Annotated in this window: 15 protein-coding genes; 7 read left to right on the top strand and 8 right to left on the bottom strand. The window is 65.3% G+C overall.

Annotated elements, in window-relative coordinates; translation table 11 throughout:
* Nucleotides 1-16: 16 nt before the first annotated feature.
* Nucleotides 17-643: a DUF559 domain-containing protein gene (locus QMA10_RS06350; RefSeq protein ID WP_290166990.1), complete on the bottom strand. Its 627-nt coding sequence runs from the start codon at nucleotides 641-643 to the stop codon at nucleotides 17-19.
* A gap of 669 nt (nucleotides 644-1,312) precedes the next feature.
* On the opposite strand from QMA10_RS06350, the gene QMA10_RS06345 reads away from it, so the two are divergent.
* Nucleotides 1,313-3,115, top strand: a complete 1,803-nt coding sequence (locus tag QMA10_RS06345) for a biotin carboxylase N-terminal domain-containing protein (protein WP_290167010.1) — start codon at nucleotides 1,313-1,315, stop codon at nucleotides 3,113-3,115.
* 88 nt (nucleotides 3,116-3,203) lie between these two features.
* Here the strand turns inward: QMA10_RS06345 and QMA10_RS06340 are convergent, their stop codons facing one another.
* A complete protein-coding gene (locus tag QMA10_RS06340; protein WP_290166989.1) occupies nucleotides 3,204-4,616 on the bottom strand; it encodes an MFS transporter in 1,413 nt (470 codons plus the stop codon).
* A 613-nt stretch (nucleotides 4,617-5,229) separates the two neighbouring features.
* Entirely contained in the window at nucleotides 5,230-6,633 is a 1,404-nt protein-coding gene (locus QMA10_RS06335; protein WP_290166988.1) for an NAD(P)H-quinone dehydrogenase, read from the bottom strand.
* Nucleotides 6,634-6,738: 105 nt separating this feature from the next.
* On the opposite strand from QMA10_RS06335, the gene QMA10_RS06330 reads away from it, so the two are divergent.
* Both QMA10_RS06330 and QMA10_RS06325 read left to right on the top strand, forming a co-directional pair.
* The gene (locus tag QMA10_RS06330) at nucleotides 6,739-7,539 is read left to right on the top strand and encodes a purine-nucleoside phosphorylase (protein WP_290166987.1); all 801 of its coding nucleotides are present in this window, start codon (nucleotides 6,739-6,741) and stop codon (nucleotides 7,537-7,539) included.
* Nucleotides 7,540-7,581: 42 nt separating this feature from the next.
* Nucleotides 7,582-9,342, top strand: coding sequence for a phospho-sugar mutase (locus QMA10_RS06325; protein WP_290166986.1), 1,761 nt, complete (start codon nucleotides 7,582-7,584; stop codon nucleotides 9,340-9,342).
* Nucleotides 9,343-9,352: 10 nt separating this feature from the next.
* Here the strand turns inward: QMA10_RS06325 and QMA10_RS06320 are convergent, their stop codons facing one another.
* The 3 genes from QMA10_RS06320 to QMA10_RS06310 all read right to left on the bottom strand — a co-directional run bounded on the left by QMA10_RS06320 (nucleotide 9,353) and on the right by QMA10_RS06310 (nucleotide 12,503).
* Nucleotides 9,353-10,933, bottom strand: a complete 1,581-nt coding sequence (locus QMA10_RS06320; RefSeq protein ID WP_290166985.1) for an EAL domain-containing protein — start codon at nucleotides 10,931-10,933, stop codon at nucleotides 9,353-9,355.
* Nucleotides 10,923-11,273, bottom strand: coding sequence for an STAS/SEC14 domain-containing protein (locus QMA10_RS06315; RefSeq protein ID WP_290166984.1), 351 nt, complete (start codon nucleotides 11,271-11,273; stop codon nucleotides 10,923-10,925). Before QMA10_RS06315 ends, QMA10_RS06320 begins: the two co-directional genes overlap by 11 nt.
* Before the next feature lie 204 nt (nucleotides 11,274-11,477).
* Nucleotides 11,478-12,503, bottom strand: a complete 1,026-nt coding sequence (locus tag QMA10_RS06310; RefSeq protein WP_290166983.1) for a hypothetical protein — start codon at nucleotides 12,501-12,503, stop codon at nucleotides 11,478-11,480.
* A gap of 206 nt (nucleotides 12,504-12,709) precedes the next feature.
* On the opposite strand from QMA10_RS06310, the gene QMA10_RS06305 reads away from it, so the two are divergent.
* The 4 genes from QMA10_RS06305 (at nucleotide 12,710) to QMA10_RS06290 (ending at nucleotide 14,256) form a co-directional block, all read left to right on the top strand.
* Entirely contained in the window at nucleotides 12,710-12,850 is a 141-nt protein-coding gene (locus tag QMA10_RS06305; RefSeq protein WP_290166982.1) for a hypothetical protein, read from the top strand.
* 109 nt (nucleotides 12,851-12,959) lie between these two features.
* Nucleotides 12,960-13,634 (top strand): deoxyribose-phosphate aldolase, encoded by a 675-nt coding sequence (gene deoC / locus QMA10_RS06300; protein ID WP_290166981.1) that lies wholly within the window; start codon nucleotides 12,960-12,962, stop codon nucleotides 13,632-13,634.
* Nucleotides 13,635-13,673: 39 nt separating this feature from the next.
* A complete protein-coding gene (locus QMA10_RS06295; protein WP_290166980.1) occupies nucleotides 13,674-13,925 on the top strand; it encodes a hypothetical protein in 252 nt (83 codons plus the stop codon).
* Nucleotides 13,926-14,112: 187 nt separating this feature from the next.
* Nucleotides 14,113-14,256 (top strand): hypothetical protein, encoded by a 144-nt coding sequence (locus QMA10_RS06290; protein ID WP_290166979.1) that lies wholly within the window; start codon nucleotides 14,113-14,115, stop codon nucleotides 14,254-14,256.
* 59 nt (nucleotides 14,257-14,315) lie between these two features.
* Here the strand turns inward: QMA10_RS06290 and mfd are convergent, their stop codons facing one another.
* Together mfd and QMA10_RS06280 are read right to left on the bottom strand one after the other, a co-directional pair.
* Nucleotides 14,316-17,933: a transcription-repair coupling factor gene (mfd, locus tag QMA10_RS06285; protein WP_290166978.1), complete on the bottom strand. Its 3,618-nt coding sequence runs from the start codon at nucleotides 17,931-17,933 to the stop codon at nucleotides 14,316-14,318.
* A gap of 360 nt (nucleotides 17,934-18,293) precedes the next feature.
* Nucleotides 18,294-20,000: a M28 family peptidase gene (locus QMA10_RS06280; protein ID WP_290166977.1), complete on the bottom strand. Its 1,707-nt coding sequence runs from the start codon at nucleotides 19,998-20,000 to the stop codon at nucleotides 18,294-18,296.
* Nucleotides 20,001-20,173 lie beyond the last annotated feature (173 nt).

Below are 20,173 nucleotides of genomic sequence, written 5' to 3'. Positions count from 1 at the left end.
ATTTTCCCGAAGCCCATTACCTGCACGAAGGACCGGGAGTCCACCCTCCCATCCTCAATCCGCGCTGCACTTTCGTGAGGACAGCAGCCTTTCCGCGCCTCATGTCTTCCTTGCTGATCTTCACCTGGTGCCAGCCGGCTTCGGCTGTGAGCAGGTCGCGCCGATGGTCGCTGTGCTGCTGCTCCGGCGAAAGGTGGTGACCGCCGTCGTACTCAAGGCAAGTGCGGAACCGCTCGCAGGCCAGATCCGTCCACACCACCGGATACCCCTGAGCGCTCATCAGCGGATAGTTCGGAACAAACTCCGGCATTCCTGCATGATGCAGCAGCAACCGCAACCAGGACTCCGGCGGGGAGTCCACGCCCACCCGCATGAGGGACAGTGCATCGCGTGCACGCTGAAGGTACGGCAGCCATTTTTTGGAGTTCACATAGGCAGTCAGTTCGGCCAATGGAATCACCGCGAATCGGGGCGGCCCGAACGGACGGTGGTGCCCGCTCACCAGATGGTCCCCGGCAACCACGAGCTCATCAACGGAAAGCACTGAAGCCAAATCGAGCCAGGTCCGCTCCACTGACGTCACAGCCAGTCCGGAGACAGCAACAATCTCCCTGCCGGTCAGCGCGATCCGGTGCCCCGTCACCAGCCTCCGTCTCGGCACCGCCTGCGAGGGCTCCCTGCTCAGATGGAGCGTGGGATCTGCTTCCTCCCGCCGCGGCAGCACCATCTTGTGGATACGCGCGGCCGTGGTGTGACTGATGACGGCCCCGGGCAGGAGCTCGGCATGCGGCCTGCACCGCTCGAGAAGTGTCGGTTCGTCCTTTAGCGGTATCCGTAGTGCCCGGCTCGGCGTTTGAAGATCCGAACCCCTGAGACGACCGGCGCTCACCCCCGCTGCCAGCCCCCGGGACAGCGTAAACGGACTTGAGAGTTCGGGAGGCAACGGACGGCTGGGACGCATGCCTCCATTACGCAACGAATCGGGCCGGAGTGTGGAAGATATCCACAGCCGGCCCCTCCCGGTTCTCAGGTGGGCCCGAGAAGCAAGGCTGTCACCCGCTGTGCAGGGGCAGCTGCCGGGCCGGGCCCATCCCCGGGAACCGCAGCCATTTGTAGGGTCCCCACAATGAACCGGGGCGTCCCACGCAGAAAGAGCACGCAATATGGCTGGAAACCACAAAAGAGCGTTAGGCTCCGAACAGATCAAAAGGAGCCAGTGCATTCAATGAGCCAGTTCAACACCGCACCCGCCGGAAGCCTGCAGGAAACCCCGCAGAGCACTCCGGAGGAACCCCAGGACGCCACACAGACCATGCAGATCAGCACCCGCAGCATCACCAAGATCCTGATCGCCAACCGCGGCGAGATCGCCGTCCGGGTCATCCGGGCCGCCCGCGATGAAGGCCTGGCTTCGGTTGCCGTCTACGCCGACCCCGACCGGGACGCCCTGCATGTCCGCCTCGCCGATGAGGCCTACTCCCTGGGCGGCAGCACCGCCGCGGAATCCTACCTGGACATGGGCAAGATCCTCGACGCCGCCCGCAAATCCGGCGCCGACGCCATCCACCCCGGCTACGGCTTCCTCTCCGAAAACGCCGAGTTTGCCCAGCGCGTCATCGACGCCGGACTGACCTGGATCGGGCCCTCCCCGCACGCCATTTCCCAGCTCGGCGACAAGGTCCAGGCCCGCCATATTGCGGCCAAGGTGGGCGCTCCACTGGTTCCGGGCACCGCCGATCCGGTGAAGAACGCCCAGGAAGTCCTGGATTTCGCTGACCGGCACGGCCTCCCCCTGGCCATCAAGGCAGCCTTCGGCGGCGGCGGCCGCGGCATCAAGGTGGCCCGCACCCGCGAAGAAATCCCCGAAATGTTCGACTCCGCTGTCCGTGAAGCCACCGCAGCATTCGGCCGCGGCGAGTGCTTCATCGAGCGCTTCCTCGACGCCCCGCGCCACGTGGAAACCCAGTGCCTGGCCGATGCGTACGGCAACGTCGCCGTTGTCTCCACCCGCGACTGCTCGCTGCAGCGCCGCAACCAGAAACTGGTCGAGGAAGCGCCCGCTCCGTTCCTGACCGAGGAGCAGAACCAGCGCCTGTACGCCGCTTCCAAGGCCATCCTGCAGGAAGCCGCATACCAGGGCGCCGGCACGTGCGAGTTCCTCGTCGGCACCGACGGCACCATCTCCTTCCTCGAGGTCAACACGCGCCTGCAGGTGGAGCACCCGGTATCCGAGGAAGTCACCGGCCTGGACCTGGTCCGGGAGCAGTTCCGGCTCGCCCGCGGCGAGGAGCTTGGCTACGGCGATCCCGAGATCCGCGGCCACGCCTTCGAATTCCGCATCAACGGCGAGGATCCGGGCCGCAGCTTCATGCCTGCCCCGGGCACCGTGGACACCCTGAAGCTTCCCACCGGCCCCGGCGTGCGCGTGGATTCGGGCATCGAAGCCGGCGAAACTGTCAGCGGCAACTTCGATTCCATGCTCGCGAAGCTGATCGTCACCGGCGCCACCCGCGAGCAGGCCCTCCAGCGTGCCCGCCGCGCCCTGGCGGAAATGGAAATCACCGGCATGCCCACTGTGCTGCCCTTCCATTCCGCCGTGGTTGCCCACCCGGATTTCGCTCCCGAGAACGGTCCGTTCAAGGTCCATACCCGCTGGATCGAGACCGACTTCGTCAACAACATCCCGGCCTGGTCCGGTGAGCAGAAATCACGGAACGACGACGGCGGCCGGCAGCGCGTCACCGTCGAGGTTGGCGGCAAACGGCTCGACGTCGTGCTCCCGGCCGGTCTCGGCGGCAGCGGCGCCGGAGCCGGCGGCACGGGCACCCGCGGGGCCGGCACCAACGGCAAGGCCCGCAAGTCCTCACGCAGCCGCGGCGGGGCCAACCCTGCCGCCACCGGAGACGACCTGACCTCCCCCATGCAGGGCACCATCGTAAAGGTGGCCGTGGCGGACGGTGCGGTGGTTGCCGAGGGTGATCTCGTCGTCGTACTGGAAGCCATGAAGATGGAGCAGCCGCTCACCGCACACAAGTCCGGCACCGTAACCGGCCTGAGTGCGCAGCCCGGTGCCACGGTGTCCGCCGGTGCCGTGATCGCCTCGATCCTGGACTAACCGCTTCGGCGCAAGCCGGTAAGGCTGCAGGCAAAACGGCTCGGCCCCCTTCCGGGGACCGAGCCGTTTTGGCGTTAAGGAACCAGTGTCAGCTGGAGTGGTTCGTGTAGTCCACGTCCTTGGTGTCCTTGGTGACGAACAGGGCGATCAGCGTCAGCACTGCCATGGAGGACAGGTAGACGCCCACCAGCCACGGGCTGCCGTCAGCTGCCTGCCACAGGGCCACGGCAATGAACGGAGCCACGGCCGCGCCGAGGATGGATGAAACGTTGTACGCGATGGCTGATCCGGTGTACCGCACGTTCGTGGGGAACAGCTCGGGCAGCATGGCACCCATCGGACCGAACGTCAGCCCCATCAGCGTGAAGCCGATGATCAGCAGCGTCATCACACCGGCGGTTCCGCCGCCCAGCAGCGGGGAGAAGGTCAGGCCGAACAGCAGGATCCCGGCCGTGACCACCAGCAGCGTCTTGCGGCGGCCGAACTTCTCGGCCAGCGGTCCGGAGACCAGGGTGAAGATTCCGAAGAACACCACGCCGATGATGAGCATGATCAGGAAGTCGTTGCGGGCATAGCCCAGACCGGCCGCGAAGGTTTCCGGATCGAACGCTTTGCCGGCCTTCTCGGCCGCGGCGCGGGCAGCTTCCTCGCTCTTGGCTGCGGTGCCGTAGGAGAGCGTGAACGTGGTCATCAGGTAGAAGAGCACGTACGTGGCCAGCATAATGAACGTGCCGGCGATCATCTGGCGCCAGCTGTACTTGAATGCGCGGCTCAGCGGCATCTTGCTCACTTCACCGGAGTCGACAACCTTCTGGAAGGCCGGGGTCTCCACCAGCTTCAGCCGGACGTACAGGCCGATGATCACCATGACGGCGCTGGCGAGGAACGGAACGCGCCAGCCCCAGGAGTCGAACTGCTCGCTGGTCAGCTGGAAGCTCAGCAGCAGGAACAGACCGTTGGCCAGAATGAAGCCGATCGGTGCACCGAGCTGCGGGAAGGTTCCCCACACGGCACGCTTGTTGGCGGGCGCGTTCTCGGTTGCCAGCAGTGCGGCACCGGACCATTCGCCGCCGAGGGCCAGGCCCTGGGCGAAGCGCAGGACCACCAGCATGGCCGGGCCGAGGATGGCCCAGCCCGGGGTCAGCGCGGTGGGCAGGCAGCCGATCAGGAAGGTTGCGATTCCCATGGTCAGCAGCGAGGCCACCAGGGTTCCCTTGCGTCCCACTTTGTCGCCGAAGTGCCCGAAAACAATGGATCCCAGCGGACGGGCAATGAATGCCACACCGAAGACCGCAAACGAACTCAGCAGGGCCGTCACGCCCTCCGCATTCGGAAAGAACAGGCGCGGGAAAACGAGCACCGCTGCCGTTGCATAAACGTAGAAGTCATAAAACTCGATGGACGTTCCGACGAGGCTGGCGACAATCACCCGCCCCTTGGAGTTGGCCTTTGCCGGCGCCGGTGCCGGCGTAGGTTTCGCGGTGGGATCGATAGTAGACATTGGAGGTCTTTCTCAGTGGGAGTGCGGTTATGTGCACAATGCTATGAGCGACATCCCACCATTCGGACATCGTGTCCACTATGTGGACAGCAGTTCATTCTGTGGACGTTCCAGGGGCCGACGGCGGCGGCTGGCCGGGTGCGTGCCGCGGCTTCCGGGCGCAGGTACGGCGGCTTGCTGCAAGGCGGGCGCAGGGCTCTGGGGGCTTCCTCGGCCTGACCACCGCAGGATCTGTGCCCACACTACTCAGCGGCACCCTGCCCGTCTAGGTGGGTCTTAGCGGGTCTTAGCGGGAGATCCTTCGTGCAGATAACGGCCTCAAACAGGGCCTTCGGAAACCTTCGTGCAGATGACGGCCTCAAACAGGGCCTTTCTCCGGGAATGAGGCCGGGACCTGCACGAAAGAATTTAATGGACCCGTCATCTGCACAAAGGATTCGAATGTGCAGACCGGGCGGCTTTGCGGCGCTCCAGCCAGCCGGAACTGCACAGTCGACGACGCCCGGAACGGCCGGCCCCGGACCGGAACGGACGGGAACCGCCCCGGACAGCAAAAAGCCCGCACCCGCAGTGGAAGAACCCACCGCGGATGCGGGCAAAACGGAAACAGAACCTACATGTGCACGTGCAGGCGACGGGCAGCTTCGGAAATGGACCCGGTCAGCGAGGGGTACACCGTGAAGGTGTTGGCCAGGTCATCGACGTGCAGCTTCTGGGTCACTGCGATGGAGATCGGGAAGATCAGCTCCGACGCACGCGGACCCACCACAACACCGCCAATGACGGTGCCGGAGCCCTTGCGCGAAATGATCTTCACGAAGCCCTCCTTGACCTCCATCATCTTGGCCCGTGCGTTGGTGTGCAGGGAAAGCTTGATGACGTCGCCCTGGTAGCGGCCCTCGGCGATATCCTGCTCGGACACGCCCACGGAGGCAATCTCCGGCGACGTGAAGATGTTCGAGGCAACGTTCTTGAGCTTCAGCGGCTTCACGCTGTCGCCCATCAGGTGCGCAATGGCGATGCGGCCCTGCATCGCGGCCACCGAGGCGAGGTTGAACACGCCGGTGCAGTCGCCGGCGGCGTAAACGTTGGAGGCAGTGGTGCGGGAGACACCGTCCACCTTGATCTGTCCGCGGTCATCGAGCTGCACGCCGGCCTCTTCCAGACCGATGTCTGCGGTGTTGGGAATGGCGCCCACGGCCACCAGGCAGTGGCTGCCTTCCACGGTGCGGCCGTCGTCGAGCGTGACCAGCACGCCGTTGCCGGTGTTCTTCACGGACTCGGCGCGCGAGCGGTTCAGCACGGTCATGCCGCGGGCCTGGAACACGTCCTCAAGGACGACGGCGGCGTCGGCATCTTCGCCGGGCAGCACCCGGTCGCGGCTGGAGATCAGCGTGACCTTGGTGCCCAGGCCGTTGTAGGCGGACGCAAACTCCGCACCGGTGACGCCCGAGCCAATGACGATCAGGTGCTCGGGGACCTCGGTGAGGTTGTAGACCTGCTTCCAGGTGAAGATGCGTTCGCCGTCGGGCATGGAGGATTCCAGCTCGCGCGGGCTGGCACCCACCGAAATCAGCAGCGCCTCAGCCTCGACAATCTGTGTGCCGTCCTTGGTCACAACCTCGAGGGTCTTGTTGTCCAGCAGCCGGCCTTTGCCGCTGATGATCTTGACGCCCACGCGCTCCAGGGTCCGGTGAATATCGTTGGACTGTTCCTTGGCCAGGGCCAGGAGCCGGTTGTTGACCATCTTCAGGTCAGCCACCGCGGGCTGCCCGCTGGTGCCGAAGTCCACGCCCAGGGAAGAGGCCGAGGCAAAACGGGTCATCACGTCAGCGGTGGCAATGAGGGTCTTTGAGGGAACGACGTCGGTGAGCACGGCTGAGCCGCCCAATCCGTCCTGCTCCACAATGGTGACGTCCGCCCCGAGGGACGCGGCTACCATGGCAGCTTCATATCCTCCCGGGCCGCCTCCGAGGATCGCAATTTTTCGGGCAGTAAAATCAAGTTGGGTCGTCACAGTTGTCCATTCTGTCCCATCCCCGCCGCCCGCTCAAACGCCGCAGGGTCCGCCCCGAGCCCAAACTCCATGCGGTGCATGCATAAGTCACGGTAGGTTGGACCAGTGAACAACGATCCTTTTGAACTAGCCCAGCAGGCCGCCGCGTACATTGCCGAGAAAACCGGCGTGCCCACCCACGACATTGCCCTGGTCCTCGGCAGCGGCTGGGGCGAGGCAGCCGAACTGATCGGTGAGACCACCGCTACCCTCGATGCAACAGAGATCCCCGGCTTCTCCGCCCCCGCGGTGCAGGGACATGTGGGGACCATCCGCTCCGTGCTGACGCCGTCGGGCAAGCGCGCACTGGTTCTTGGCGCACGCACCCACTACTACGAGGGCAAGGGCGTCCGCGCCGTTGTCCACGGAGTCCGCACCGCAGCAGCAGCCGGCGCAAAGGTGATGGTTCTCACCAACGGCTGCGGCGGACTGAACCCCGAGTGGAAGCCCGGCACGCCGGTCCTGATCAGCGACCACATCAACCTCACCGCCACGTCCCCGCTGGAAGGCGCCACCTTTGTGGACCTAACGGACCTCTACTCTCCCCGGCTGCGCGAGCTGGCCCGCACCGTGGATCCGTCCCTGGATGAAGGCGTCTACGCCCAGTTCACCGGTCCGCACTATGAGACGCCCGCTGAAGTCCGGTACGCCAAGACCATCGGCGCAGACCTGGTGGGCATGTCCACCGCGCTCGAAGCCATCGCCGCCCGCCACGCCGGCATGGAGGTTTTCGGCATCTCGCTGGTCACCAACCTGGCCGCCGGCATCAGCCCGGAACCGCTCAGCCACACTGAGGTCCTGGAAGCCGGAGCCGCTGCAGGCCCCCGGATTTCCCGGCTGCTCGCTGACATCATCGGCAAGCTCTAACGGCCCCGCTCTATTCCTATCCCCGATCCGCAGGTACATCCCATGACGTTGAATCCCGCCGAGCTGAACGAGCTCGTGACCGCCGCCAAGAGTTGGGCGGATGAAGACCCAGATTCCGGAACAGCCGCCGAGCTGCGGGCGCTGCTCGCGGACCTGTCCGCCGATGCTTCCGCCGCGGCAGCTGCCGCGGAGGAGCTGGCGGACCGGTTTGCCGGCACGCTGGAATTCGGCACCGCCGGCCTGCGTGCTGCGCTGGGCGCCGGGCCCCGCCGGATGAACCGGGCTGTGGTGCGCCGCACGGCCGCCGGCATCGCCTCGTTCCTGCAGGACACGGCCGGTGACAGGTACACCCCCAGCGCCGTGATTGGCTACGACGCCCGGCACAAGTCACGCGCCTTCGCCCTGGAGACGGCCGCCGTGTTCAGCGCCGCCGGCATCGAAACCTTCCTGCTCCCCTGCACGCTTCCGACGCCGGTGCTCGCCTATGCGGTCCGCGCCCTGGACACCGACGCCGGTGTGATGGTCACCGCCAGCCACAATCCGGCCGCGGACAACGGGTACAAGGTGTACCTCGGCGGGCGGACCGTGAAGGGCCCGGGCAAGGGTGCGCAGATTGTCTCGCCGTACGACGCCGAAATTGCCGCCCGCATCGACTACAGCGTTCCGCTGAAGAGCATTGATATTGCCCCGGAGGGCTGGACGGACGTGTCCGAGTCCATCGTGGCGGACTACATCAATGCCGTGGACCGGCTGGCCTCGCGCGAGCGGTTCCCGGAGCGGGACCTGAAGATTGTCCTGACCTCGCTGCACGGCGTGGGCGGGGAAACCATGAAGTCCGTGCTGAAGGACGCCGGTTTCCGCAAGGTCATCCCGGTGGCGGCCCAGGCGCAGCCGGACCCGGACTTCCCCACGGTGGCCTTCCCCAACCCCGAAGAACCCGGTGCGCTGGACATGGCGCTGGCAACCGCCGTCGAACACAACGCCGATGTGGTCATTGCCAATGATCCCGACGCCGACCGCGTGGCCGTGGCGGCTCAGAACCCGGCCGACGGCGAGTGGCGGATGCTGCGCGGCGATGAAGTGGGCGCCCTGCTGGGCCGGCATCTGACCCGCCGCATTACCTCGGGCCATTGGAAGGTCCGCGGGGAAAAGACGCGCAGGGGCGTTGTGTTCGCCAACTCCATTGTCTCCTCGCGTCTGCTGGCGCGGGTGGCCGAGGCCGCCGGCTTTGCCCACGTGGAGACCCTCACCGGTTTCAAATGGATCTCCCGCGTGCCGCAGCTGACCTATGGCTACGAGGAAGCCCTCGGTTACTGCGTGGCACCGGGCCTGGTCCGCGACAAGGACGGCATTTCGGCCGGACTTCTAGTGGCCGAAATGGCCGCTGCCCTGAAAGCACGGGGACGGACGTTCTTTGATGAACTCGATGACCTGGCCGTGGAGCACGGGCTGCACCTGACCGATCAGCTCTCGGTCCGGGTTTCGGATCTGGGCCTGCTCGGAGAGATGATGGCACGTCTGCGCGCCCAGGCGCCCGTATCCCTGGGCGGTTCCCCCGTGGAATCCGCCGTGGACCTGTCCGAGGGCAGCGCCGAGCTGCCGCCCACCGACGGGCTGAAGTACCTCACGGCTGACGGAACCCGGGTGATCATCCGCCCCTCCGGCACCGAGCCCAAGCTCAAGTGCTACCTCGAGGTGATTGTTCCGGTGGATTCCGCGGCGGATCTTCCCGCTGCCCGCGCCGAGGGCCGTGCCCGGCTCGACGCCGTGCTCGCAGACGTGAACACCGCCCTGGGCCTCTAGGCCGGATCGGTTACTCCGGTTCCGGATGCTGCGGGAGGGGTTGCCCCTCCCGCAGCAGGCCGGCGATCCGAGCCGCTGAAATCGGCTTGCTGAAGTAGTAACCCTGTCCGCTGCAGCAGCCCATGTCCTGCAGCTGGCGTGCCTGTTCGGCGGTTTCGATGCCCTCGAAGACCGCGTCCATACCGGCGGCACGGATCATGTTGTGAACCGCTGCCACAAACTGCAGCTGCCCGTCGTCGTCGGCCATGTCCGAGATCAGTGACCGGTCCACTTTGACCGTGTCCACGGGCAGCCGGCGCAGGTAGCTGATGGAGGAATAGCCGGTGCCGAAGTCATCGATTTCCAGGCCCACCCCCAGCGCCTGCAGGGAGCGCAGCGAGTAGGTCTCCACGTCTCCGCCTGAGAGAAGGGCGCCTTCGGTGATCTCCAGGACCAGTTCCCCGGGCGTCGATCCGGTTTTGCGCAGGGAGCCGCGCACAAAGTCCACCAGGTCCATGTTCTGCAGCTCCGACGCCGCAAGGTTGACCCGGAGCAGGAATTTCCCGTCTGCCGGCAGCAGCGGGCGCCACTGTTCGAGCTGCTGGAGCGCGGTGCCCAGCACCCAGCGGCCAATTCCCACAATCAGCCCGGTTTCTTCCGCCAGCGGGATGAAATCGTCCGGCATCACCACGCCGCGGCTGGGATGATTCCAGCGCACCAGCGCTTCCACCCCCTGCAGCCGGCCGCTCTTCAGCTCCACCACGGGCTGGTACGCCAGGAAGAGCTCGCCGTTCGGAACGGCCCGGCGAAGCTCGCGGGCGGTCCGGCGGCGCAGCTGCCTGCGGTAGAGCATCACCGGCTCAAACACTTTGATGCGCCGGTGGACGTCTTCCTTGGCCGCATACATGGCGGTGTCCGCACGCAGCATGATGGCGCTGGCATCTTCGTTTGGCTCCGCGAGATGGATCCCGATGCTGGCCCCGGTCCAGGCATCGATGTCCTCCAGTGTGATGCGCCGCTTGAGCGAGTCCATGATTTTCATGGCTGCCCCGCGGGACTGCTGGACGCTGGAAACCGGCAGCAGCACGGCAAACTCATCCCCGCCCAGGCGTGCCACCACGCTGCCGGGGCCGGATGCCGCCACCAGGCGTGCGGCGATCTCGATCAGCACCAGGTCCCCGGCATCGTGTCCCAGGCTGTCATTGACGTCCTTGAAACCATCCAGGTCAAGCAGGAGGACTGCAGGGCCGGGCTCGCCGTCCTTCCGGGCGGCGACCGCTGCGGTCAGCGCCTCGTGCAGGGAAGAGCGGTTGCCGATTCCTGTGAGCGGATCGGTCATTGCCATCTTCTGCATGGTCAGGTGCGCCTCGCGCAGCTCGCGGGTGCGGGACTCCACCCGCTCCTCAAAGGCGGCATAGACCTCATTGAGTTCACCCGCCAGAAGGTTGATGCCCGTAATGACGGCGTCCACCTGGTCCCGTGCCTTGGATACCGGAATGTGTGTGTTGAGATCACCGGAGGCTATGCGGATGATGCCCTCCACCACTTGGCTCAGGCGGTCATCTTCGGGAGGAAGAGCAGCGGGTGGAACCGACGGAGCATCAGGCAACATTTTTCCTCTGCAGCCATTCCAGGGCATCCTGCTCGTTGGAGAAATAGCGGGTGGGGCAGGGCTGGACAGCTCCGCCCAGAAGGAAGTTGGCGATGACGCGGTCCACGGGCGTCACGCCCACAACCGCGACGGCGGCCAGGGACCGGGCGTTGCTGAACACCGAACGCGCGTGCCGGGTGACAGCTTCAACTCCGGTCAGGACGAGCAGCATCGGCAGCTTTTCGCTGCCTGCCAGGCGCGCCACTTCGTCATGAGCCGCCGCAGCCATGGGTCCGGTGACTGTTTCCCCGGGCGGTAGGATCAGCAGGACGTGCCCTTCGGGCGCCATGGAAACGTCCATTAAAGGCCCGCTCCCTGATACCGCCGCACGGTCACACGCGCAAATGGCTGTTCCCCTGCCTGAGGAACGCGCCTCCGGATATTCACTCCGAACTGCATTGTCGACCGATCTTTGCTGTGCCATGCTTCCCCCCAGAAGCGTCAAAAAGCAGCTGCGCGATTCCGCCGCCGTGTCGTGCTCCGCGCCTACTCCCGATAGTGGTGCTTACAGTCCGTTGATGCTGTCAATAAGGTTCCGGGCCGCCAGTGCCCTGCGTCGCGAACCGTGTCCAATGAAAACCTTCTCAGCATGCACTGCTGCATCCAGTGCTTCATCATTCCGCTCCAGTTCATGCAAAGCAAGGGCCGCAACGTATTCCACTTCCGCCAGCGTATGTTCGGGGAGGAGTTCACGCTGGTCGAGGATTTGCTGAATTTTGACTGCCGCTTCAGCCGGCGAACCTGTCAACACCATCCAATGAGCTCGAACTGTCGAAATCTCCAGTTCGAGGATGGGGCTGCCTCCGGCCACAGAGTTGGCAAGCTCTGCGCGCTCAATGCACTCAAGAGTTTCGTGGTCCAGGATTCCTGCGGAGAGGCGGGCTACCGCGGAAGCACGGTTGAAAAATGCCCACGTATTAACATCATTATCGGGAGCCAGGTTATCCGCAGCCAACTTATGGTAAAGCACACCATTGTCACCATCGCCATTCAAAAAGGCTACGGTGCCCACTGCCCAATATGCCTTGCCTGCTATCAGCTGGTCATCCTGCTGGCCAGCTAACTCCGCCATTCTCAACGCGTGGGTCCACGCTTCGCCACCCTTGTCGCTTTCGGCAAGAGCCGCAACGAGACCATGCAGCATCTCTATCTCGTCCACAGCATCCGCAGGTTCATTGAGATCAATCGCGGCCGCTTCTTTGGCAACAACCAGAGCCTCACCAATGTGGCCCAACGTTTCCAGGGCCCTTGCATACAGTGCCTTGGCACGGGCGGCTAGTGCTTGGTCACCCTGAACAGCCGCGTTTTCGGAGAGTTCCTTGGCGCTGGCTGCAAATTCCTGGATCAGGCCAAGCTCCATCTGGCACTCGGCCAATAGAAATGTCATCCGCCAATACCCGGTGATGTCCTCCTTCACCAGGGCTTTGTTAGCCGCCTCGGTAGCGTTCTCCAAGGCATCTTTATACTCACGCCGGTCCCAATGCAGGCGTGCCCGGTACTCGTTCAGCATTTGATCGACAGAGTTGTCCAATTCCCACTGCACCTAACTCGACATTTCAAGACTCGTTCCGCCTAGAGTACTCCAGTCACCCCCCTGCCACCCGCCGCCCGCCGACTGCTTGGAATCGTACAGGGCGATTCTCAGAAAAAAGCCTAGATTTTACCTCGAAACTATCGATTTATTCACGCCTGTAGGCCACACTTTACTTTGTCGTTATTTACTACTTGGAGGAATCAATGAAAAAGCTTGGAACCACCCTTCTTCTCGCAACCACCATTGCAGTGGTTGGTGCAGCAGCCCCGGCTTCGGCAGCAACGCTCAATTCCGCACCTTCCGTTGTCCAGCCGCAGACGCTATTCCCTGTCAACTTCCTGTAGTCCGCTGCTGGAGTAGGTAACAAGTGGCCGGGTTAGCGTCGAAAGATGCCTACCCGGCCATCGTCTTTCCAGGGCCCAACCGCACCCCGCCTGTGGCAAGATGGTTGGCATGCCTACAGCCATTGCACAGTACATCGACCACACGCTCCTCAAGCCCGAGGCCAGCCGTGAGGACATTCTTAAGGTCTGCGCCGAAGCAGCCGAATACGGTTTCAAATCCGTCTGCGTCAACCCGCTGTGGGTCGGGACCGTACGCAACGCACTCAAGGGCAGCGGTGTCCTGACCTGCTCCGTCATCGGCTTCCCGCTGGGTGCCACCACCACCGAGGTGAAGGTCTTCGAGGCCCGGGGTGCACTGCAGGACGGCGCGGACGAGATTGACATGGTCATTGACATCGCCGCCGCCCGCCGCGGAGACCGGGATGCCCTGGTCCGCGACATTGCCGCTGTGGCCGACGAGGTTCACACCGGAAACGGCATCCTGAAAGTCATCATCGAAACCGCGCTGCTCACCGACGAGCAGAAGGTCCTTGCCTGCGAGGCGGCAGTGGAAGCCGGAGCGGATTTCGTGAAAACCTCCACCGGATTCAACGGCGGCGGAGCCACTGTTGAGGACGTTGCCCTCATGCGCCGGACCGTTGGACCGGACATGGGAGTCAAGGCTTCGGGAGGCGTGCGTTCGCGTGAAGATGCGCAGGCAATGATCGACGCCGGAGCCACGCGTATCGGAGCAAGCTCCGGTATCGCTATTGTTAACGGTGGGAACGCCGCGTCGGACTACTAAACCGCCGGCTACTGAAATCTTTTTGAAACGGAGAACACCATGGCAGGAACACGGGCCAAGCAACCCACGCACTCGGGTGAAGGGCACCTTGTCAGCAACCTCGTCACCTTTATCGTCTTCATGGCGATCTTTGCGGTCGGCCTTTACGCGCTGAGCTGGCTGACCCTGGACAACGTCTGGCCGATGGTTATCTGCCTCGCTCTGGGAACGCTGGCGTACCTGGTGCCGTTCGTCATGGGCCGCTCGGATACGGCCAAGGAGCTGGCCGAAGGCCGGCTGGCCGGCAAGTAAGCAACAACCTCTTCATAACCGTGTGCACGCAGCCGGACCGGCTGCGTGCACACGTCTTTAACCAACAAAACACCAGCCCCGGGCTGCCATCAGTCCCCGATGCCGGTGCTTAACGAGTACTCCACACCGGCGTCCGCGTACTCACTACGCTAAGAAACCGGCAAGCCGGTCTCTTATATTCGAGTCCATGAGCTCCACTATGACGCGCCGGGAATGGCGCCGGGACCGTGCCCGTCAGCTGCGCACCATGCGCATCGGCTACGGGATCGTCGTCGCCACCGCAGTAATGTGCGTGGCCGTTTTCATTGTGGCGCTCACCCAGCCGGTCTAACCGGGCGGTGGCCGGGACACACCGTCCGGCGTCCCGGCCACCGATTCACCCTGCCGGACTTACTCCTTGAAAATCGAGTCCACCACCTGCTGCGCCCACGCCAGGATCTCCGCGTCCACCAGGTCCCGTCCGCCAATCCGGGCGGTTTTGGGCTTGGGCACCAGGACGGCATTGAGGGCCGGCTTCACGGAGGCCCCGGGGTACATCCGCTGCAGCCTCATCACGCGGGACTCCGGCAGGTCCGCCGGGGCAAACTTGATGAAGTTGCCCTGCAGCGCCACATCGGTCAGCCCGGCCTCGCGGGCGCCCACCCGGAACCGTGCCACGTCAATGAGGTTCTGCACGGCCTGCGGCGGCTCGCCGTAGCGGTCCACCAGTTCGGCCAGCACCTCGTCAATCGCCTCATAGGTCACGGCTGAGGCGAGCTTGCGGTAAGCCTCCAGCCGCAGCCGCTCCCCCGGCACGTATTCGTGCGGCAGGTGCGCGTTCACCGGCAGCTCGATCTTCATTTCCGCGGCCTTCTCCTCGGCCTCGCCGCGGTAATCGGCCACGGCCTCGCCCACCAGCCGGATATACAGGTCAAAGCCGACGCCGGCGATGTGACCGGACTGTTCCCCGCCCAGCAGGTTGCCGGCCCCGCGGATTTCCAGATCCTTCATGGCCAGCTGCATGCCGGCGCCGAGCTCGTTGTGCGTGGCCACGGCCTTGAGCCGCTCCAGCGCCACCTCGCCCAGCGGCTTCTCCGACGGATACAGGAAGTACGCGTAGGCGCGCTCCCGGCCGCGGCCCACACGGCCGCGCAGCTGGTGCAGCTGGGAGAGGCCAAAGTGGTCCGCCCGGTCCACAATCAGCGTGTTGGCGTTGGAAATGTCCAGCCCGGTCTCGATGATCGTGGTGCACACCAGCACGTCAAAGCGCTTTTCCCAGAAGTCCACGATGATCTGCTCAAGCTTGGATTCGCTCATCTGCCCGTGCGCGACGGCGATGCGCGCCTCCGGGACCAGCTCCTGCAGGTGCGCGGCGGTCCGGTCGATGGAGGACACCCGGTTGTGCACAAAGAACACCTGGCCCTCGCGCATCAGCTCGCGGCGGATTGCCGCGGAGGCCTGCCGGTCCGTGTACGGGCCTACATAGGTCAGCACCGGATGCCGCTCCTCCGGCGGGGTGGCCAGGGTGGAAGTCTCCCGGATGCCGGTCAGCGACATCTCCAGGGTGCGCGGAATCGGCGTCGCACTCATGGCCAGGACGTCCACGTTGGTGCGCATCTTTTTCAGCGCTTCCTTGTGCTCCACACCGAAGCGCTGCTCCTCGTCCACAATCACCAGGCCAAGGTCCTTGAACTGGACCTCCTGGGACAGCAGCCGGTGCGTGCCGATCACCACATCCACTGAGCCGTTCTTCACGCCCTCAATGGTTTCCTTGGCCTGCTTGGAGGTCTGGAACCGGGACAGGGATTCCACCCGCACCGGGAAGCCGGAAAAGCGTTCGCCGAAGGTTTCCATGTGCTGCTGCGCCAGCAGGGTGGTGGGCACCAGCACCGCCACCTGCTTGCCGTCCTGCACGGCCTTGAACGCGGCCCGCACCGCAATCTCGGTTTTTCCGTAGCCCACGTCGCCGGAGACCAGGCGGTCCATGGGAACTTCCTTCTCCATGTCCGCCTTGACCTCGTTGATGGTGGTCAGCTGGTCAGGGGTTTCCACGTACGGGAACGCTTCTTCCAGTTCGCGCTGCCACGGAGTGTCCTTCGCGAACGCGTGTCCCTTGGAGGCCATCCGGGCCGAGTAGAGCCGGATCAGCTCGCCGGCAATTTCCTTGACCGCCTTGCGGGCCCGGGACTTGGTCTTGGCCCAGTCCGAGCCGCCCATTTTGGACAGCACCGGAGTTTCCCCGCCCACGTAGCGGGTGATCTGGTCCAGCTGGTCGGTGGGCACAAACAGCCGGTCTCCGGGGGCGCCGCGCTTGGCCGGTGCATATTCAAGCACCAGGTACTCGCGCACGGTCTTGTTCTGTCCGGCGCCGGTGGCCCGCTGGATCAGCTCCACGAACTTGCCCACACCGTGCTGCTCGTGGACCACAAAGTCGCCCTCGTGCAGCTGGAGGGGGTCCACGGCGTTGCGCCGCTTGGAGGGCATCTTGCGCATGTCGCGGGTGGAGTAGGTGCTGGCCCGGCCAAGCAGGTCCGCCTCGGTCAGCAGGCCGGTCTTCAGCCCGTCAAAAACGTAGCCGCGGCCGGCGCTGGCGGTGGTGATCGAGATGATGCCCGGCACCGGCTCGGTGTCCACGGACTCGGTGAGCGAGGCCGGAATGTCGTTATCCCGGAACAGCTCCGCCAGCCGCGAGGCCGGCCCGGGGCCTTCGGTGACGACGACGACGCGCCACGCGTCGCGCACGCGGGAGCCGATGAACTCCATCATTTCCGCCACGTCGCCCTGGTAGCCGCGGGGTTCGCGGGCGTTGATGGTCAGGGTGTCGATGTCCAGGACGGTTTCATCGTCCGGGTTGAAGGAGGTGATGGACCACCAGCCCACCGAGTTGGCCAGTGCGGCGGACCGGGTGTCGGCCAGGGAGCGGAAGCTCGCGGCCTCCAGATCCGCGCTGATGCCCGCGGACAGATCCAGCGGTGCGGCACCGCCGTCGGACGCCGTGGCCCACGCTGCGGCGAGGAATTCCTCGTTGGTGGCGGCCAGGTCATGGGCTCGGGCCCGGACCTTTTCGGGTTCGATCACCACGGACAGCGACCCGGCGGGCAGCTGCGCCATCAGCGGCACCATTTCATCCACCAGCACCGGGGCCAGGGATTCCATGCCTTCAACGGCGATGCCGCCGGCTATCTTCTCCAGCATGTCCGCGGCGGCGGGCATCTGGGACTGCAGCTTTGCAGCGCGGCGCATCACCGACGGGGTGATCAGGATTTCGCGGCAGGGCGGGGCATACAGCTCGGTGGGCTGGGTGATGTGCGGTCCGGTGAGGGTGCGCTGGTCGGCGACGGCGAACCAGCGCATCGAGTCCACCTCGTCGCCGAAGAAGTCAACGCGGATCGGATGGTCCTCGGTGGGCGGGAAGACGTCCAGGATGCCGCCGCGGACGGCGAATTCGCCGCGGTGGGAGACCATGTCCACCCGGGCGTAGGCGGCGTCGGAGAGCGCTTTGACGACGTCGTTGAAGGGCCGCTCCTCCCCCACCTTCAGCGTGACCGGCTGCAGGTCGCCGAGTCCGGCAACCAGGGGCTGGACGACGGCGCGCACCGGCGCCACGATGATGGAGATCGGGTGTCCCCCGGGATGGGCCAGCCGGCGCAGGACGGACAGGCGCCGACCCACCGTGTCCGAGCGGGGTGACAGGCGCTCGTGCGGCAGGGTTTCCCAGGACGGGAATTCCTCGATGCCGGCCAGCGGCAGGTAGGACCGCAGTGCTGCGGCCAGATCCTCAGCTTCGCGGCCGGTGGCCGTCACGGCGAGCACCACAGGAGGCGCGGAGGCAGCGTTGGCGGGTCCGGCGTCGTTGGCTGCTTCGGCGAGCCCGTCCACCATTTCCGCCAGCAGCGCCGCGCGCATGCCCTGCGGCGCGCCAATCTGCAGGTCATCGCTGCGGCGCTCGGGGGTGCGAGAGGCGAGGGTTCGCACCCGTGCGTAGGACGGGTCTTCGGCCAGGGCGGCGCGCAGTCCGTTCAGGCTCATGGGGAGGGGCTCCTTGACGTGAGGCAACGCAAATAACCCGAAGTTCACTGAGGAACCCCGGGGCTTTTCTTCCAGACTACCCGCATGGCGGGAACGCGGCGGGCCCCGTCCGCTCCCGGCGGAGAACCCGGCCCGCCGAACGTACAGTCCGCGCCGGCCACCCCCGCCGAACGTACAGTCCGCGCCGGAAAGACCGCCCCGGAAAGGCACGAGCGGGACACTGGATGTGCTGAAGCGGCACCTTCTCCACACTGGACGACGACGGCGTCCCCCAACAGGTCTCCACACAAACAGCCGCCGCCCGTCAGATGACGGGCGGCGGCTGTCTGCTGCGGGGTTCTTCCCTACCGGGTCAGCGGATTACTTCAGCGCCTCATCACCCCGGAACTGCAGATCAACCTCGGCCGGAGCCAGCCGCTTCGACCGGACGTCGCCGCCGCCGCGCAGGTCAGCGTCAGTCCGGGCGAAGGTCAGGACGGCGTGCGCCACGGCGTCGGACATCTGGTCCAGTCCGCGGCGGTTGATGTTCCCGAGGTCATCGCATTCCTGGTGGTAGCAGGGGTCATAGGCTTCCCCTGCCGTGCCGCCGAACACGGCCGCTTCCTCCTCGGTCTTGATGCCTTCGGCACCGCTGAACAGCCCGCCGGCCGGAATGTTGTTGAGGATGAACGCCGAGTAGTCGGAGCGTCCGCTGAACTCGGTGGGAGCCGAGGCCAGCTTCTGCCCGGTGAAGTACTCCTCGAAGATCCTCTCAATCTCGTCGGATCCCGTCGGCCGCGGAGCGTCACTCCCGGGGAACGCAGAACCATCGCCGTCGTACACAAAGCGGACCAGGTTGGGCGAGCCCAGCATGTCAAAGTTCAGGTTCGCCAGGGTGCCGTCCAGTCCGGCCTGATCCAGCTGCGAAACGTAATAGTCGGAGCCAACCAGCCCGTCCTCCTCTCCGCCCCAGAACGCAAAGCGGACCCGGTTCTGCAGCGGGTGCTTCTTGGTGGTCTCGGCGAGCTGGATGGCGGTTTCCAGGACGGCAGCACTGCCGCTGCCGTTGTCATTGATGCCCGACCCCACCGTCACGGAATCAAGATGCGCGCCGACGACGACGGTACGGTCCGCTTTCCCGCGGGGTGTGTCGGCCAGAATGTTGAACGAGTTGGTGGTCTGCACACCCGCGTCGATGTTGAGCCGCAGTTCCAGTCCGTCAGTGCCGGCCAGCGCCTCGCCAATGGCAAAGGTGGTGCCGACCACGGGAATGGTTGACGGCTCACCCAGGGTGCCGTTGACCAGCCCCAAGCGGTCATCATTGGCCGCCTCGTTCCCCTGGTTGAAGATGACGACGCCGGCTGCCCCCGCCGCTTCAGCGTTCGCCGCTTTGATCCCGAAGGAGCATTCGCCGCGCTGCATCAGCGCAATGCTGCCGGCGGCGAATCCGGTGAAGTCCTCCGCCTCGCAGCCGGAGGTGGTGGCCCGGTCCCCGTCGAGGTTGATGTCCACGGCGCTGACGGGTGCGGTGACGTCCCCCGCGCCGGAGTAGGTCATGGTGGTGAAGTCGGTTCCGGCGGCATAGACCGTGGCCGTTGGCGCGGTCTGTTCCAGGGCTTCGCTGGTCACCGCAAACTGGTCGTAGGAGAAATCCTGGCGGACGGGCTTGTAGCCGGCCCGGCGCAGCTGGTCCTCGATGTACTTCCCGGACGCCTCATAGCCCGGCGTCCCGGACGCACGGTTGCCGCCGTTGGCATCGGCAGCGTCCTGCAGCCCCTCCAGATGGTCAAAGACGTTGTGCAGGGTGACGGCGGCACGCAGCTTGGCGCTCTCGTCCTTCACGGGCTTGACCGGTTTCCCCGGCTTTCCGGGCTTTCCCGGTTTCCAGGGATGCCCCGGCTTGCCCGGATGGCGCCCCTTGCCGCCGTCGGTCACGGCGTTGGTGCCGGCCTCGGCTACGGTTCCGGTGCCGTCCGTTACGGTGGCGCGGACCGACCCCGACTCCGCGAACACCGGCCCGGCGGTTCCTGCAGTAAGGACAACAGCGGCTGCGAGCGCAGTTCCGCGGAGGATACGTGGTGTTTTCATGCTTCCCCTCATAGGTGCGAGTGATGTCAGATCCGGCGGAGCGATGGCACCGGCCGGACTTTGGGCACTCCCCCTTGTGCCGTGCGGCTGACGGTAGGACACTGCAGCCCGGCGGGACAGCAAAGACCGCTAATTCGGTGAAGTTGCAGCGAAAAGCCGCGCGGCGGCGCCGT

The organism is Arthrobacter sp. APC 3897 (assembly GCF_030407495.1).
GTDB lineage: Bacteria > Actinomycetota > Actinomycetes > Actinomycetales > Micrococcaceae > Arthrobacter_B.
The sequence above is the reverse complement of the archived record's forward strand: the minus strand, read 5'-3'. Positions and strand labels throughout refer to the sequence as shown.

Bases quoted from the DNA above. Each gene is read 5' to 3' on its own strand.
- QMA10_RS06345 (WP_290167010.1), top strand. From the start codon at position 1,313: ATGCAGATCAGCACCCGCAGCATCACCAAGATCCTGATCGCCAACCGC.
- QMA10_RS06340 (WP_290166989.1), bottom strand. From the start codon at position 4,616: ATGTCTACTATCGATCCCACCGCGAAACCTACGCCGGCACCGGCGCCG.
- QMA10_RS06325 (WP_290166986.1), top strand. From the start codon at position 7,582: ATGACGTTGAATCCCGCCGAGCTGAACGAGCTCGTGACCGCCGCCAAG.
- QMA10_RS06320 (WP_290166985.1), bottom strand. From the start codon at position 10,933: ATGTTGCCTGATGCTCCGTCGGTTCCACCCGCTGCTCTTCCTCCCGAA.
- QMA10_RS06315 (WP_290166984.1), bottom strand. From the start codon at position 11,273: ATGGACGTTTCCATGGCGCCCGAAGGGCACGTCCTGCTGATCCTACCG.
- QMA10_RS06305 (WP_290166982.1), top strand. From the start codon at position 12,710: ATGAAAAAGCTTGGAACCACCCTTCTTCTCGCAACCACCATTGCAGTG.
- deoC (WP_290166981.1), top strand. From the start codon at position 12,960: ATGCCTACAGCCATTGCACAGTACATCGACCACACGCTCCTCAAGCCC.
- QMA10_RS06295 (WP_290166980.1), top strand. From the start codon at position 13,674: ATGGCAGGAACACGGGCCAAGCAACCCACGCACTCGGGTGAAGGGCAC.
- QMA10_RS06290 (WP_290166979.1), top strand. From the start codon at position 14,113: ATGAGCTCCACTATGACGCGCCGGGAATGGCGCCGGGACCGTGCCCGT.
- mfd (WP_290166978.1), bottom strand. From the start codon at position 17,933: ATGAGCCTGAACGGACTGCGCGCCGCCCTGGCCGAAGACCCGTCCTAC.
- QMA10_RS06280 (WP_290166977.1), bottom strand. From the start codon at position 20,000: ATGAAAACACCACGTATCCTCCGCGGAACTGCGCTCGCAGCCGCTGTT.